Here is a 14,005-nt window from a genome sequence, read left to right on the forward strand (position 1 = left end):
GATTCCCCGATCGGACGTAACACTCGGAAGCTTTCCTTGGAAACCACGCTCTACCTGCCTGTCAAACGGTTCCTCGAAGAGCTCGGCTTCACGGTCAAGGGCGAGATCGGCGGCTGCGATCTCGTGGGCCTCAGCGCCGGCGATCCGCCGGTGGTGGTGATCGGCGAGCTCAAGCTGAGCTTCAATCTCGAGCTGATCCTTCAGGCGGTCGATCGTGCACCGGCCGGCGACGAGGTCTGGATTGCCGCAAAGATGTCAGTGCGCGGCAAGGGACGCGAGACCGACGCGCGCTATCGCAATCTCTGTCGCCGCCTCGGCTTCGGCATGCTCGGGGTGACCGACCGCGGTCAGGTCGAGGTGCTGGTGAAGCCGCCGTCGGCAGCCCCACGCCGCGAGCCGAAGGTCCGTTCGCGCCTCGTCGCAGAGCATCAGCGCCGCCAAGGCGATCCTGTGCTGGGCGGTAGCACTCGCGCGCCGATCATGACGGCCTATCGGCAGCAGGCGCTGGCTTGCGCATCGGAACTCGCGGCGGGCCCGCGGCGGGTGAGCGAATTGCGCCAACGCTGTCCCGATGCCGGCAAGATCATGCTTAACAATGTGTATGGCTGGTTCGAACGCACCGAGCGGGGGATCTACGGGCTGACGGAAGCGGGCCATGCGGCGCTGAAACGCTGGCCACAACAGCGGGTTGAGGATGTTGCCGGTGTCGCGTCACCACCCTGACATCCAACCCGTGCATAGCTGAGATGCCACACCGATTTCATATTGCAATGCAACATAGACGGCACTAGGTATCCCGGCATCGAAACGAGGCCGTTATGAACGCAGACTGGAATACCAAATATGGCACGCGGCGCGTGCGCCACGATCCGCCGACCCTAGACGAGGCGATCTTCGCCGCCGTCGGCATCACCGACGATCAGGAGCAGCAGGCCGAGATCGCCGCAGCCCTGATGGGCATGCCGCTCGATGTCGTCCAGGCCGAGGTCAAGAAACAGGTTCGCACCAACAGCCGCATCACCTCGACCCGCGTGATCGCCGGCGAACAGGGTGCGCAGCGCTCGGTGGTGGTCGAACGCCGTGTCGTGCGCCGCTTCGGCAACGACAAGCGCACCGGCACCTGACGGCCTAGTTCCCTACATCCAATACAAAAGCGGACCGGTTTTGCCGGTCCGCTTTTTGATTCCAGTCGGCTTTTTCAGGTCAGGCGGCGCGATTGCCATAGATGCTGGAGATGATCTTCCAGCAGGTCGAGTTGAAGCTGATAAGAGCGCGGCCGGCCGTGAATGGCGAGGCCGCGAGATCAGCAAGTTCGTCCTCAGGCGCCTTGGCAAGATCAATCGTACCGGTCGATTCGCCATGACGGAATTGCAGATGCGCCCCGAATTTCCTGGCGAGCGCCCGCATTGCGTGATTCTCGGCGCCGGTGGTGATGCGCAGGCGCTTGTAGCCTTTCCAGCGCGCTTCCGCGATCAGGCGGCTGAACAGCACGGTGCCGACGTTCTGGCGCCGCGCCGAGGCTTCCACGCTGAAGGCGACCTCGGGCAGCGAATCCCCCTCGGGCGGATGCAGCTCGGCCGCACCGCGGACCACGCCGTCGACGATATAGGCGACGATCACAGTGCCGTCCTCGGCACAGCGGGCGGCGTAACGCTCGATAAAACTGTCGTCGAGAAAACCGTTGAAGCGATCGTGCCGGCTTTCGGCATCGAGCCTCAGCAGATGATCGCGCAAAAGCGGCAATTCTTCCTGCTGGCTCAAGGTGCGCACGTAGCCCTGAACGGACTTCGGGCGGTTGGTTACTTCAAGTCCCAAATCTGCTGCGAGTGACAAGTCAAAACTCCTCTTGGTGTCCCTCGAGGAGGCGTTCGAATCCCTAGGCCTCCAATATTGTGCATCGCAACAAACTTTTCAAGACGGGAACCTGCCCAAGTTTCGGGCATTGGAGGCGCCTAATTCGTTAATAAAATCAAGCCCCCGTATTCATACGAGGACCAGCTGGGTCTGCGTCACCACGGCGACCAGCTTGCCGTCCTCGGTCTCCAGCCGAGTGGTCCAGACCTGCGTCCGCCGGCCCCTGTGGATTGGGGTGGCGATCGCGATCACCGTGGTTCCCTCCTTGGCCCCGCCGATGAAGTTGGTCTTGCTCTCGAGCGTGGTCGTACCCTTGGCGTCGTCCGGCAGATTGATCACGGTGGCCGCTGCGCCGACGGAATCCGCCAGCGCCATCACCGCGCCGCCGTGGATGGTGTGATGAAGCGTGCAGAGATCGGGCCTGACCGTCATCCGCGCCACCACGCGATCTTTCCCGGCCTCGACGAACTCGACGCCCTTGAGTTCGGCAAACGGCATCTTCATCGCTTTAAGTTTCTCGAGCGGCGTCATCGGATCTCCTCCCAAATCATTCTGCTCGCAGGGTGAATTGCTCCGCGCGGCAAAGCAATGACGTCCGAGGTAATCAGTGCGAGCGCGGCGAAGCAATCCAGACTCTTTCCGCGGATACATTTCTGGATTGCTTCGCTGCGCTCGCAATGACGGGGGAGACAGCCTTCGACCTCACGTCACCGCATTCACTACCTGATACTCCGGACGCCGCCACACCTCGCCCGCAATCACCTCCTCGATGATCTCGGCTGCCTTCATCACCTCGGCCTCGCCGATATACAGCGGCGTGACGCCAAACCTCATGATGTCAGGCGCGCGGAAATCGCCGATGACGCCACGGGCGATGAGGGCCTGCATCGCGGCGTAGCCGCCGTCGAAGGCGAAGGAGACCTGAGAGCCGCGGCGCTGATGCGTGCGCGGCGTGACGAGCTTCAAGGACGGGCAGCGGCGTTCGACCTCGGCAATCAGGAGATCGCCGAGCGCCAGCGAACGCGCGCGGACTTCCCTGATATCGACGCGATCCCAGATGTCGAGCGAGGCCTCCAACGCCGCCATCGCCAGCACCGGCGGCGTTCCGACGCGCATGCGCTCGACGCCGCCGGCGGCCGCATAGGCAAGCTCGAACGCGAACGGCTTTGCGTGCCCCATCCACCCCGACAAAGCGGCGCGCACGCTGTCGGCATGGCGCGGCGCGACGTAGAGGAAAGCCGGCGCGCCAGGGCCGGCGTTGATGTATTTGTAGGTGCATCCGGCGGCGAAATCAGCGCCGGTGCCTGCAAGGTCCACCGGCAGCGCGCCGGCCGAATGCGCGAGGTCCCACACCGTGACGATGCCGAGCGCATGCGCTCTTGCAGTCAGCTTCGCCATGTCGTGGCGCCGTCCGGTGCGGTAATCGACCTCGGTGATGTAGAGCACCGCGATCTCCTCCGATAACGAAGCCTCGATCTCCTCCGGCGCCACCAGGCGCAATTGATGGCCACGGCCGAGCGTCGTGATCAGGCCTTCGGCCATGTAGAGGTCGGTCGGAAAATTGCCGGTGTCCGACAGGACGACCTTGCGCGATGCGTTCATGTCCAGCGCGGCGGCGAGCGCCTGATAGACCTTGAGCGACAGCGTATCTCCGACCATGACGGAGCCGGCTTCCGCACCGATCAGTCGCGCGATGCGATCGCCGACATGACGCGGCTGGACGTACCAGCCCGCCGTATTCCAGGCGCGGATCAACTCATCGCCCCACTCGGCGGTGATGACGCGGCTGACGCGCTCGGCGACACCAAGCGGCAACGCGCCGAGCGAATTGCCGTCGAGATAGATCACACCGTCCGGCATATGGAACAGCGCTTTGGTGTCGTCGTAGACGCGAAGCTTGGTCATGAAAATCTCTACAGGATCGTGCGCACGCGCCAGAGTTCAGGAAACAGCTCGACCTCCAGCATGCGCTTGAGATAGCTGACGCCACCGGTGCCCCCGGTGCCGCGTTTGAAACCGATGACGCGCTCGACTGTCGTCACATGGTTGAAGCGCCAGCGCCGGAAGTAATCCTCGAAATCGACCAGCTTCTCGGCGAGCTCGTAGAGCATCCAATGCGTTTCCGGCGCCTCGTAGACGATACGCCAGGCCTGCAGCACACCTTCGTTGAAACTGTGAGTCTCGCGAACATCGCGCGCCAGCACGGCCGCAGGCATCTTGAGTCCGTTGCGGTCGGCGAGCCGCAGCACCTCGTCGTAAAGGCTTGGGGTCGCGAGCTCGGCTTCGAGCAGTTGCGTGGTTTCCAGATCGTGCGCGTGCGGCTTGAGCATGGCGTGGTTGCGGTTACCAAGGAGGAATTCGATCAGCCGATATTGCCGCGACTGGAAGCCTGAGGACTGGCCAAGCTGCGAGCGGAAGCGCGTATACTCGCTGGGCGTCATGGTGCGCAGCACGTCCCAGGCGCCGTTGAGCTGCTCGAAGATCCGCGACATCCGTGCCAGCATCTTCATCGCAGGCTGCACCTCATCCTTCGCGATCGAACGGCGTGCGGCGCTGAGCTCGTGGATGGCGAGCCGCATCCAGAGTTCGGTGGTCTGATGCTGGATGATGAACAGCATTTCGTCATGGGCTTCCGACAGCGGATGCTGCGCGCCGAGGATCGCATCCAGCGCCAGATAGTTGCCATAAGACATGCGCCGGGCGAAATCGGTCTCGGCGCCTTCGCTTGCGGGATCGTATTGGCTGGACGTCATGGCAGGCCCTTTCGATCGATCTTCAAGGCCTCGTCAGTCGAGGCCGATCAGGCGCGCGGTGATTGGCGACGACGGGTCCTTGAGGGCGTCGATCACGGTGAAATGGTTCAGCCCGGGATCGACGACAAGACGCGTCGGCACGTCGAAGCCAGTCCAGACATTGGCCATCAGATCGGACTGGCGGATGAATTCTGGCCGCTCATTGCCGCCGACCCAGGCGGTCACGGGGGAAGGCCCACGCGGCAGATGCAGCGCTGCGCTTTCCAGCGTCGCCTCCTCCATCGTCATGCGCAGGGTGTCGTTCATCCTGGTCTTGAGCAGCGGACGCAGATCATGCAGGCCGCTGATGGAGAGCGTGCCGGCGATGCGGTTGAAGATGGCGGGATCGAGCCGGCTATCATTGCACAGCATACGCGTGACGAGATGACCGCCCGCGGAATGGCCGCCGAGCCGGATCGGACCCGCGACGAGAGCGGCCGCCTTGGCGATCGCTGCGGTAATTTCCGTCGTAATGTCGGAGATGCGCGCGGCCGGCGTCAGTGTGTAGCTTGGCAGTGCCACCGTCCAGCCATGATGACGCGCGCCTTCTGCAAGATCGGTCCATGTCGATTTGTCGAAGCGCATCCAGTAGCCGCCGTGGACGAACACGACGAGGCCCTTGCTGTCGCCGTCTGGCAAGATCAGGTCGAGGCGCTGGCGCTCGCCGGGGCCATAGGCGATGTCGGCGCGAAACTCCTTCAGCTCGGCACGATAAGCCGCAGCCCGCTCCGCCCATAACGCCGGGATCTTGTCCGAGCCTGGGATATGGGCCGAATTGGCGTAAGCGTCATCCCAATCGCGCATCGTTGCTTCCTCGACGGACTCGGGTCTTGTGCAGCTGCCGCCAGTCTGCCACCGGCGCGGGCGGCATCCTAGTCTTTAGTTTAAGCTTAAAGGATTTGGGGCGCCGCTGGATTGGGCAGCCCCGTCATTGCGAGCGCAGCGACTTGTCCGCCGAAGCTTTAGCAAAGGCGGAAGCATGCAGCCTGCCTTCGCGGTGGCAGTCTGGATTGGATCGTCGCAAGGGCTCCTCGCAATGACGGCGGAATGGCCCTACCCCTTCTCCACCCCGCACCAATCCGCGATGAACAGCGCCATCGCCTTGGTGGTCTTCTTCAGCGAGTCCAGATCGACATATTCATTGAAGCCGTGCATCTCGCCGCCACTCGCGCCGAAGCACAGGCTCGGGATACCGTGATTGAGTCCGTAGAAGCGGGTGTCGGTGAGCGCGGTGAAGACGAGGTCTTCGATTTCGCCGCCATAGACGGTGTTGAAGGCCTTGCCGAACGCCGCCTCGGGCGCGGCGGCATCAGTCAGCTCATAGCCTTCCGACAAAAAGCCCGACCATTCGAGCTTCGGGGGATTGTTGGCGAGGAAGCGGTGGTTGCGCGCGGCAGCAGCAACGCAGGCCATGATCTCTTTCTGGTGATCGGCGATCGACCAGCCCGGCAACACGGCTATCCGGCAATCGACGTCGCACCAGGCCGGCACGCTGGAGGCCCAGTCGCCGCCCTTGATGATCCCGGGATTGAAGTTGATGGGATGGTTCAGCGTCTTGAAGTGACGATCGGCTTTCGCGCGCTCGTTCCACTCGATCTCAAGTTTTTGCAGCGCCTGGATCAAATGATAGGCCGCCATGATTGCGTTCGCGCCGGAGCCGGCGAAGGCGACATGGGTCGGATGGCCCTTCACGCGCAGGCGGAACCAGATCACGCCGACCTGCGAGCGCACCATCTTGCCGCCGGTCGGCTCGGGGATGAAGCAGGCATCGGCACGATAGCCGCGTTGAAGCGTCGAGAGCGCGCCGACGCCGGTGCTTTCTTCCTCGATCACGGACTGGAAGTGAATCCGCGCCGTCGGCCTGAGGCCCGCGGCCTTGATCGCATCCAACGCATAAAGCGCGCCGATGGTGCCCGACTTCATGTCGCAGGCACCGCGGCCGAACATCTTGCCGTCCTTGACGACGGGCGAGAACGGCGGGGTGTCCCACAATTCCAGCGGCCCGGCTGGTACGACGTCGCAGTGGCCCTGGAGGATCAGCGATTTGCCCGCCTCGGTTTCGGGCCGGTACGTGCCGACCACAGTGCGCGCCTTCGAAAAATCGTGCTCGATGGGCCCGAAGCCGCGCAGATCCTTGAGGTCATCGACATTGATGTGCCAGTCGTCGACCTCGTAGCCGCGCGCACGCAGGAGGTCGCCGATCATGTCCTGGCATGGCCCCTCCGCCCCACGGGTCGAGGGGATCGCGACGAAATCGCGTGTGGTCGCGAGCTGGGCTTCGAAGCCGGCATCGACGGCGTCAAGAATCCTCTGCTGCGTTTCGGCATTCATCAGGCAACTCCAATCGGGCATTGAGATCATGGATGGAGCGCAAGCTAGCCGATTTCAGCCGTTCGGGTACTCTGCAAAATAGGCATCCCGCAATGCATCTTCGAGCAGCCGACCCTCCGAATAGCCGTTCAGTGTCGCCGGCCGGCGCACGCCGTCGAGCAGCCGCGCGCAAGGCTCCGGCGCGCCCATCACGGTGCGCACCGGGATGCGCTCGGCATAGATCGGCAATGCATAGTCCTCGTCGTCGTCGGCGACACCCTTGGCCCGGACTTTCGCGGAGGCTTCCTCGATCTCCATCGCGATAAAGGAGGTCGCCTTGATCTCCTGCGGATTGCTCGCCCGCAGGCTCGCGGTGCGGTCCGGGAAAAAGCGGTCGACCATCGCGATCACCGCGCGCTCTTTCTCCTCGGGATCGGTGACGAGATAGGCGGTGCCGAACGCCATCACGGCGCGGTAGTCGGCGGAGTGATTGAACCCGCAGCGCGCCAGGACCAGACTGTCGAGATGAGCGACCGTCAAGCACACACGCTCGCCCCGGGTCTGGTTGCGCAGCATGCGGCTGGCGCTCGAGCCATGCCAATACAGCTTCGTCCCTTCGCGCCAGAAGAAGGTCGGCGTGCAATAGGGTTGGCCGTCGATCGCGTAGGAGACGTGGCAGAGCATCGAGGAATCCAGGATGCGATGAACGGTGTCGTGATCGTAGAAGCCGCGGTCGTGACGGCGCTTCACCTGGTTGCGCGCGGACGTCGGATAGGAATTTGGGTTCTCGGTCTGGCTCACGGCCGCTCCTGTCGGATTGGAACAATTCCAGGGCAGTTGTAGCTGCGGATTTGGTCTGCGATAGTGCCAATTCCATGCGAAAAATTCCGACCAATTTAGTCCCCGCGCCCGCCAAGGCCGAGCTGCCGCTCGATCTCGCAGGCCCGCACGTCACGGCTGGCGCCTCGTCGGCGCACCGGCTGTACCAGGCGCTGTGCGAGATGATCGTTGCTGGCCTCGTCAAGCCGGGCGAGCCGTTGCCGCCGTCGCGCACGCTGGCCAAACAGACCGGCTTTCGGCGCAATGCCGTCGTCACAGCCTATGAGCGGCTGATCGCCGATGGCTTCGCCGACGCCACCGTCGGCTCTGGCACCTTCGTCGCCGCGCGCATCCCCGCACGCGCGGCCGAGCCGAAGCGGCCGAAGATCATCGTCGAAACGCCGGGGCAAGGCGCGTTTTCGCTCGGCTGCACCCATATCGACGCGCGCGCAGTACAGCGTTTCCGCGCCTTTGTCGGCCGTCGCATGCGAGCCTTCGGCGCGGAGCATCTGCACTATGGCGACCCCCGCGGCAGCCGCGAGCTGCGTGCGGCGATCGCCGATCATCTGTTGTCGGCGCGGGGCCTGCGCTGCGATCCCGATCAGATTATGCTGACGTCGGGCACACTGCACGCGCTGCGCATCGTGCTGAGCGCGATCCTGAAGCCCAACGACCAGGTCTGGTGCGAAGACCCCGGTTACCCCGCCGCGCGCAAAACCATCGCGCATTGCGGCTATCGTGCCGTGTCCGTTCCCGTCGACGCGCTCGGCATGCGTGTCGCCAGAGGCCGCGCAGCGGCGCCGTCCGCGCGCGCAGCGTATGTGACGCCGTCGCACCAGTTTCCGCTGGGTGTGCAGATGTCGATGCCGCGGCGGCTCGAGCTGCTGGACTGGGCCAGGCAGGCCGACGCCTTCGTGCTGGAAGACGATTACGACAGCGAATTCCGTTACGACGGCGCGCCGCTGATGTCGCTGGCCGGCATCGATCACCTCCAGCGCGTGATCTACATGGGCACGTTCGCCAAGACGTTGTTTCCGGGCTTACGCATCGGCTATTGCGCCCTGCCCGAGCGCTTGCTTGCGGATGTCGCCGCCGCGCGGGCCGCGCTGGACCGCTTTCCCGGCACGCTGATGGAGGGCGCGGTGGCCGACATGCTCAACTCCGGCGCCTTCGCGGCGAACCTGAAGCGCGTGCGCAAGCTCTACCGCGAGGCGCGCGACGCGCTCGCCGGGACGCTCGAAGCCGCATCCGACGGCGTGCTGTCGGTGCCGGTCCCATCGCAGGGCCTGCATCTTGTCGCCCGGTTCGATTCCTCGGTCGATCTGGCTGTGGCGGCAGACGCCAAGCAGGCCGCCGGCGCCGAAGGCTGGCTATTGGGCGACACCTATTCACGCGCGCGTCCTCTGCCCGGTTTCGTGCTGGGATTTTCCGGCCACGCGATTACGAATCTCGTGGCATCCGCCGAGCGGCTCGCGCGGGAATCGCGAGCGGCCTTGCATGCGAGGAGCAAGCCGGCCCGGCGCGCATGACCAACGTTCACTATGAGAATCGGCTGCCGCTCCCTACATTGCGGCATCGATGCCGGGAGCTCACAACATGCTGTTACGCCGTGCGACTTGCCTCTCGCTCCTGATCTTCATCGCACTCGCCGCGACGGCGCGCGCAGGCACGGTCGGACGCGAGCAGGACATCGTCGATCTCAAGCTCGGCCAGCGCGTGCAAGTGGACGACGGAACTTGTCCCGCCGGACAGGTCAAGGAAGTCCGCGGCGCCAAGATGACCGACAAGGGCGTCGCACGGACGAGCACCTGCGTGTCGCGGTTTGGTCCGAAATCAAAGCGATGAGCGCTACTTCGCCGGATCGAACATGCATTGCAGGGTCGGCTTGGCTATCTTGGTGAAGGTCGGGCCGATTTCGGTCTGCTTTGCGGCCGGCACCCAGTCGGTCTCGATCGTCGGCACCCCGGTCTCGCTGATGCCCCGCAGCAGGGCCTCGCGGAGATCGCGATCCTCGACGACGGCGGCAGCATGATCGTGCAGGCAGCCGCAGACCTCTTCCGGATGCTCCCATCGTCCGAGCATGCGCGGCGCGCATTGCCTCACGAACTCAGTACGTGGATCGGGTAATCTGGAGGGAGAGCGCACCTGCGCCTGAGCGGCACTGATCGTCAGAAGGGATATGAACGCCGCAGCGCAGAAACGAACAAGCATGACGGCCTTTATCGGCTGATTTTTCTTGTTGACGATCAGAAGCGCGCGGCAACCACGATTGGCTGCGGCGCCGGGGTCGTGATCGGCGAGCCGCTGTACTGGAAAGTACCGATGCCCGGGACATTGCCATCCGGCGAGCCTGCGAACGAGGAGCCGGCGAGCACGAAAGCGAAAGCAAGGATGAGGCTGAGCGTGCGCATGGAGTTCTCTCTGAATTCGGTGGCCGGCGTGCGCCGTCGTCGTTGTGAGGTTGATAACCATGGGCGGTTTCGCGCGTGATGCGCCAAAGCCGGAAAATGGTTTCATCTCCGTGAGAATTGTTTCGTCCCGCTCGCGGCGACGACATATTCGACGGAAAATCTCAATCTTTTCAGATGGGTCATGCGGCCACCCAATATGGCCTGGCAGGTTCCGGGCGAGTTCGGATGCGCGCCGGAACGCCGGCGCCGTCATCATCCCGCCTCACACCCTTCACATGCGTTTTACGTTTTTCTGTTGAAGAGAAGCCGAACGACGGCTGGGTCCTGTCGAACCGGGGGCGCTTCGACTGCGACCCAAGCTACCGAGACGCCCGGGGCATCGCCGAGTGCGTTCATGTGAGGAACGGCCATCATGACGGCGCAGAATCGCGCAACGACGCGCGATGCGGACCAACGAACGGACCGCCGGGAGCAACAACCTGTTCGCAGCAGCGCCAATTCGCCTGGCGAAATGGCGCTGCAATCGAGCCGGGGCTTTGAGGCAACGCCGCAGTCATTCGTGCGGCTGACCGGCTCCCATCTTGCAAAACCGCGTGGCAGCCGGGCTGACGTCACCGAGTGAACGCAAGCGCGTCACTGAGTGAAAAACTCTCCGCACTTCTGGACGTTGGCGTCCGCCGGTCCCCACGGCATGATCGGCACGGTCGAGGTCGAGTTCTTCGGCGACCCCTCGATCAGCCTGTCCGAATAGACCATGTAGACCAGCACGTTGCGCTTGGCGTCACAGCCGCGCACGATCTGCATCTTCTTGAAGAACAGCGAGCGGCGTTGGCGGAACATGTCGTCACCCTGCTCCATCTTGTTCTTGAACTTGATCGGACCGACCTGACGGCAGGCGAGCGAAATGTCCGAGACCTCCTCCGCAAGGCCCAGCCAGCCCTTGAAGCCGCCCTTCTCCGGCACCGTGAAATGACAGGCCACGCCCTCGACTTCGGGATCGTCGAGGCCGTAGGTCGCAAGCTTGTCGTTCGGGCTCATCCATTTGAACACGGTCGAACGGCGGAAGATCAGATCTGGCTCGTCCGCGGCGAAGGCGGACGCTGCCGGCACGGCCAACGCCAAGAGGAAAGCGAGCACTTTCAAGCGGATGCTGGAAAGACTGGGGAAACGAGATGACATGAAGTTCTCCGGTAACAAGTCCCAGCAATGTAGGCATCGGGCGACCGATCGGGAAGACGACCGGCAAGCCGACACGGCCGCCGTTTACCGCTCCGTGAGGCTTTTTTGCTACGCTTTGGACAAAAGTAGCTGATCGCAGAACCGCCGTGCTGGTGAACGCGTATCCCCTCTGAGAGACTAACATCCGATTTGGATTGTGGATTCGATGATGAACAGCGTGAACGGGTCTGGTTTTTCTGCCAAGCCGGCGCGATTTTGGCAGGTCGCTATTTTGACGGCGGCGGGTGCGATCGGTACGGCGAGCCAGGCGGACGCAGCATTTTATTACTGGACGGATTATTCCGACGGATCGTACGGGCGCCAGGAGCGCCATCCCGAAGTCCCGCGCCAGAAGCCCCAGAAGCGCGGTGGGGCCGGCAAGAAAGACCTCGTTGCCGAAAAAGAAGCCGGCACGAAACCGCAAGGTCCCCTCGTCATCGTCGTCTCGATCGACCGGCAGAAGGTCACGGTCTACGACACCAAGGGCGTGTTCGCGGAATCCCCCGTGTCGACGGGCATGAAGGGCCATTCGACGCCGATGGGTGTGTTCAGCGTCATCCAGAAGCACAAATTCCACCACTCCAACATCTATAGCGGCGCGCCGATGCCGTACATGCAGCGGATCACGTGGTCGGGCGTTGCCATGCATGCCGGTGTGCTGCCGGGCTATCCGGCCTCGCACGGCTGCATCCGCATGCCGATGGCGTTCGCTGTGAAGATGTGGAACTGGACCAAGATGGGCGCGCGCGTGATCGTTTCGCCCGGTCAGATGTCGCCGCAGAATTTCTCACATCCGCTACTTGCATCGGTGCGCGTGCCGCCGCAACCCGCGGCCAGCCTCGAGCCGCAGACCAATGCCGGCGACAAGGCCGATAAGGTCGCGGCCAATACCGGAGCCGCCGAAGCAAAGCCGGTTGAAACGAAGACCGCTAGCGCGGACGGCGTGCTCGAGCTGCGCTCGTCGGTCGGTCACACCGTGATGTCGGACGTGACCACCGGATATGCCCCGGCCCGCGAGGAGCCGGCGACGTCCGCCGACCAGACCGAGACAACGGCAAAGCCCGAGACCAAGACCGCTGAGGCGCCGGACGCGGCCAAGCCTCAGGCCGGAGACGCCGCGCAGCCCGCGAGCACTGAAGCGAAGCCTGTCCAGGCCGCGGAGACGCCGAAGTCCGAAACCACAAAGTCCGAAACGGCAAGGCCCGAACCCGCGAAGACGCCCGATGCGCCGGCCGTGGCGCCAGCGCAGGCGGCAACGCCCGACGTCAAGAAGGACGAAACCCGCGTTGCCGATCCGGCGCCCGTGGCAAAACCTGACGCGCCCAAGCGGGCGGGCCAGATCGCGGTCTTCATCAGCCGCAAGGATTCCAAGCTCTACGTGCGGCAGAACTTTGCGCCGCTGTTCGAGGTGCCTGTAACGATCGCCGCGAGCGATCGGCCGCTCGGCACGCATGTCTTCACCGCCGAAGTCGACAAGACCGATTCCAATGCGCTGCATTGGTCGGTGGTGTCCTTGCCAGTGTCCGTTCGCTCTGCCGCGCGCCAAGATGACGGCCGCCTGACAGGCCGCCAGCGTGGCGCGGCCGTGATTCCCGTCGCTGCCAAGCCTGTGGTCACGCCGGACAGCCCGGCCGAAGCCCTCGACCGCGTCTCGATCCCCGCCGACACGATCGCGAAGATCAACGAAATGCTGACGTCAGGCGGCTCGATCATCGTCTCCGACCAAGGGATCAACCAGGGCGAGACCGGCGAAGGCACCGATTTCATCGTCCGCCTGTACTAGCGCGGCAGATAACGCGGTGTTGACGACGCCGCTCGCACCGGAGGGGTAACATCCGCCCGGATCATTTCGGGGGACGCCGTCATGATGAACCGCAGGACCATGCTCATCGCCGCCTTTGCAAGCACGCTGGCGCCGGCGACGCGTGCACTGGCGGATGGCGGCATGAGCCGAATCTCCGCCTACGCCTTCTCTTTCCCGGCATTGTCAGGCTACGACATCCGGCTTGCGGCCTTCACCGGCAAGCCGCTGCTGGTGGTCAACACCGCTTCGCTTTGCGGTTACACGCCGCAATATGCCGGTCTGCAAGAAATTTGGGGCGAGTTTCGCGAGCGCGGCCTCACCGTCATTGGCGTGCCCTCCAACGATTTCGGCGGACAGGAGCCCGGCGGCACCAGCGAGATCTCGGAGACCGCCCACCACCAATACGGCGTTACCTTCCCTATTGCGGCCAAGGCCGTCGTCGTCGGTGCAAAGGCGCATCCGTTTTACAGATGGGCGGCAGAGGCACGCCCGCGGGAAGTTCCGCGCTGGAACTTCCACAAATATCTGATCGGCCGGGACGGCTATATTGCCGACGTCTTTACATCCACCGTGGAGCCGGCCGACACGCGGATCAAAACGGCAATCGCCAAGGCTCTGGCCGACACTTGACGCCACACGTCTCCCCAACCCGGTTGGGCACAATTGTGTTGGGGCGCCAAACAGCCGTTGCAATGGCGAGGGCCCACCATCTAGGCTAGGATCGTTAGGGGCAGGATGGTTTTGCCGGAGGCGAAAAGCCGCGGCGGAACAACGGGATCAATCTCGAGGACAACACC

At 63.8% G+C, this 14,005-nt stretch carries 16 protein-coding genes; 6 read left to right on the top strand and 10 right to left on the bottom strand.

Going from position 1 to position 14,005, the window contains the following annotated elements:
• The first annotated feature begins 36 nt into the window (after positions 1–36).
• Both AC0L3P_RS06545 and AC0L3P_RS06550 read left to right on the top strand, forming a co-directional pair.
• Positions 37–723 carry a DUF2161 domain-containing phosphodiesterase gene (locus AC0L3P_RS06545; protein ID WP_473301340.1) on the top strand — a complete coding sequence of 229 codons (687 nt, stop codon included), beginning with the start codon at positions 37–39 and terminating at the stop codon, positions 721–723.
• Positions 724–818: 95 nt separating this feature from the next.
• Positions 819–1,124 carry a hypothetical protein gene (locus tag AC0L3P_RS06550; protein WP_007591844.1) on the top strand — a complete coding sequence of 102 codons (306 nt, stop codon included), beginning with the start codon at positions 819–821 and terminating at the stop codon, positions 1,122–1,124.
• Positions 1,125–1,203: 79 nt separating this feature from the next.
• On the opposite strand, the gene AC0L3P_RS06555 is transcribed toward AC0L3P_RS06550, so the two are convergent.
• The 7 genes from AC0L3P_RS06555 to AC0L3P_RS06585 all read right to left on the bottom strand — a co-directional run bounded on the left by AC0L3P_RS06555 (position 1,204) and on the right by AC0L3P_RS06585 (position 7,757).
• Positions 1,204–1,815, bottom strand: a complete 612-nt coding sequence (locus AC0L3P_RS06555; RefSeq protein ID WP_275167789.1) for a GNAT family N-acetyltransferase — start codon at positions 1,813–1,815, stop codon at positions 1,204–1,206.
• Positions 1,816–1,983: 168 nt separating this feature from the next.
• Positions 1,984–2,385: a PaaI family thioesterase gene (locus AC0L3P_RS06560; RefSeq protein WP_275167150.1), complete on the bottom strand. Its 402-nt coding sequence runs from the start codon at positions 2,383–2,385 to the stop codon at positions 1,984–1,986.
• 171 nt (positions 2,386–2,556) lie between these two features.
• Positions 2,557–3,759 (bottom strand): kynureninase, encoded by a 1,203-nt coding sequence (gene kynU / locus AC0L3P_RS06565; protein WP_473301341.1) that lies wholly within the window; start codon positions 3,757–3,759, stop codon positions 2,557–2,559.
• Positions 3,760–3,767: 8 nt separating this feature from the next.
• Complete coding sequence (kynA, locus tag AC0L3P_RS06570) at positions 3,768–4,607, bottom strand: tryptophan 2,3-dioxygenase (RefSeq protein ID WP_473250730.1); 840 nt, start codon at positions 4,605–4,607, stop codon at positions 3,768–3,770.
• A gap of 33 nt (positions 4,608–4,640) precedes the next feature.
• On the bottom strand, positions 4,641–5,450 hold the full coding sequence (locus AC0L3P_RS06575) for an alpha/beta hydrolase (protein WP_473301342.1): 810 nt from the start codon (positions 5,448–5,450) through the stop codon (positions 4,641–4,643).
• Positions 5,451–5,699: 249 nt separating this feature from the next.
• A complete protein-coding gene (locus tag AC0L3P_RS06580) occupies positions 5,700–6,977 on the bottom strand; it encodes an ArgE/DapE family deacylase (RefSeq protein ID WP_473301343.1) in 1,278 nt (425 codons plus the stop codon).
• A gap of 54 nt (positions 6,978–7,031) precedes the next feature.
• Positions 7,032–7,757 carry a pyridoxamine 5'-phosphate oxidase family protein gene (locus tag AC0L3P_RS06585; RefSeq protein ID WP_473301344.1) on the bottom strand — a complete coding sequence of 242 codons (726 nt, stop codon included), beginning with the start codon at positions 7,755–7,757 and terminating at the stop codon, positions 7,032–7,034.
• A gap of 74 nt (positions 7,758–7,831) precedes the next feature.
• Here AC0L3P_RS06585 and pdxR point away from each other — a divergent pair, with 74 nt between their 5' ends.
• Both pdxR and AC0L3P_RS06595 read left to right on the top strand, forming a co-directional pair.
• Entirely contained in the window at positions 7,832–9,304 is a 1,473-nt protein-coding gene (gene pdxR / locus AC0L3P_RS06590) for a MocR-like pyridoxine biosynthesis transcription factor PdxR (protein ID WP_473301346.1), read from the top strand.
• 67 nt (positions 9,305–9,371) lie between these two features.
• Complete coding sequence (locus tag AC0L3P_RS06595; protein WP_027517580.1) at positions 9,372–9,620, top strand: DUF6719 family protein; 249 nt, start codon at positions 9,372–9,374, stop codon at positions 9,618–9,620.
• Positions 9,621–9,623: 3 nt separating this feature from the next.
• On the opposite strand, the gene AC0L3P_RS06600 is transcribed toward AC0L3P_RS06595, so the two are convergent.
• The 3 genes from AC0L3P_RS06600 to AC0L3P_RS06610 form a co-directional block, all read right to left on the bottom strand.
• A complete protein-coding gene (locus AC0L3P_RS06600; RefSeq protein ID WP_354203880.1) occupies positions 9,624–9,986 on the bottom strand; it encodes a hypothetical protein in 363 nt (120 codons plus the stop codon).
• Between the two features lie 35 nt (positions 9,987–10,021).
• Positions 10,022–10,186 (bottom strand): hypothetical protein, encoded by a 165-nt coding sequence (locus tag AC0L3P_RS06605; RefSeq protein WP_354203882.1) that lies wholly within the window; start codon positions 10,184–10,186, stop codon positions 10,022–10,024.
• A gap of 633 nt (positions 10,187–10,819) precedes the next feature.
• The gene (locus tag AC0L3P_RS06610; protein WP_473301347.1) at positions 10,820–11,365 is read right to left on the bottom strand and encodes a CreA family protein; all 546 of its coding nucleotides are present in this window, start codon (positions 11,363–11,365) and stop codon (positions 10,820–10,822) included.
• 208 nt (positions 11,366–11,573) lie between these two features.
• On the opposite strand from AC0L3P_RS06610, the gene AC0L3P_RS06615 reads away from it, so the two are divergent.
• Positions 11,574–13,187, top strand: a complete 1,614-nt coding sequence (locus AC0L3P_RS06615; protein WP_473301370.1) for a L,D-transpeptidase — start codon at positions 11,574–11,576, stop codon at positions 13,185–13,187.
• Between the two features lie 81 nt (positions 13,188–13,268).
• Positions 13,269–13,838 (top strand): glutathione peroxidase, encoded by a 570-nt coding sequence (locus AC0L3P_RS06620; RefSeq protein ID WP_473301348.1) that lies wholly within the window; start codon positions 13,269–13,271, stop codon positions 13,836–13,838.
• Positions 13,839–14,005 lie beyond the last annotated feature (167 nt).

The organism is Bradyrhizobium sp. WSM4874, assembly GCF_055811835.1.

Coding starts and splice junctions, on each gene's coding strand:
- AC0L3P_RS06550 (WP_007591844.1), top strand. CDS start 819: ATGAACGCAGACTGGAATACCAAATATGGCACGCGGCGCGTGCGCCAC.
- AC0L3P_RS06560 (WP_275167150.1), bottom strand. CDS start 2,385: ATGACGCCGCTCGAGAAACTTAAAGCGATGAAGATGCCGTTTGCCGAA.
- kynU (WP_473301341.1), bottom strand. CDS start 3,759: ATGACCAAGCTTCGCGTCTACGACGACACCAAAGCGCTGTTCCATATG.
- kynA (WP_473250730.1), bottom strand. CDS start 4,607: ATGACGTCCAGCCAATACGATCCCGCAAGCGAAGGCGCCGAGACCGAT.
- AC0L3P_RS06575 (WP_473301342.1), bottom strand. CDS start 5,450: ATGCGCGATTGGGATGACGCTTACGCCAATTCGGCCCATATCCCAGGC.
- AC0L3P_RS06580 (WP_473301343.1), bottom strand. CDS start 6,977: ATGAATGCCGAAACGCAGCAGAGGATTCTTGACGCCGTCGATGCCGGC.
- pdxR (WP_473301346.1), top strand. CDS start 7,832: ATGCGAAAAATTCCGACCAATTTAGTCCCCGCGCCCGCCAAGGCCGAG.
- AC0L3P_RS06595 (WP_027517580.1), top strand. CDS start 9,372: ATGCTGTTACGCCGTGCGACTTGCCTCTCGCTCCTGATCTTCATCGCA.
- AC0L3P_RS06600 (WP_354203880.1), bottom strand. CDS start 9,986: ATGCTTGTTCGTTTCTGCGCTGCGGCGTTCATATCCCTTCTGACGATC.
- AC0L3P_RS06605 (WP_354203882.1), bottom strand. CDS start 10,186: ATGCGCACGCTCAGCCTCATCCTTGCTTTCGCTTTCGTGCTCGCCGGC.
- AC0L3P_RS06610 (WP_473301347.1), bottom strand. CDS start 11,365: ATGTCATCTCGTTTCCCCAGTCTTTCCAGCATCCGCTTGAAAGTGCTC.
- AC0L3P_RS06615 (WP_473301370.1), top strand. CDS start 11,574: ATGAACAGCGTGAACGGGTCTGGTTTTTCTGCCAAGCCGGCGCGATTT.
- AC0L3P_RS06620 (WP_473301348.1), top strand. CDS start 13,269: ATGATGAACCGCAGGACCATGCTCATCGCCGCCTTTGCAAGCACGCTG.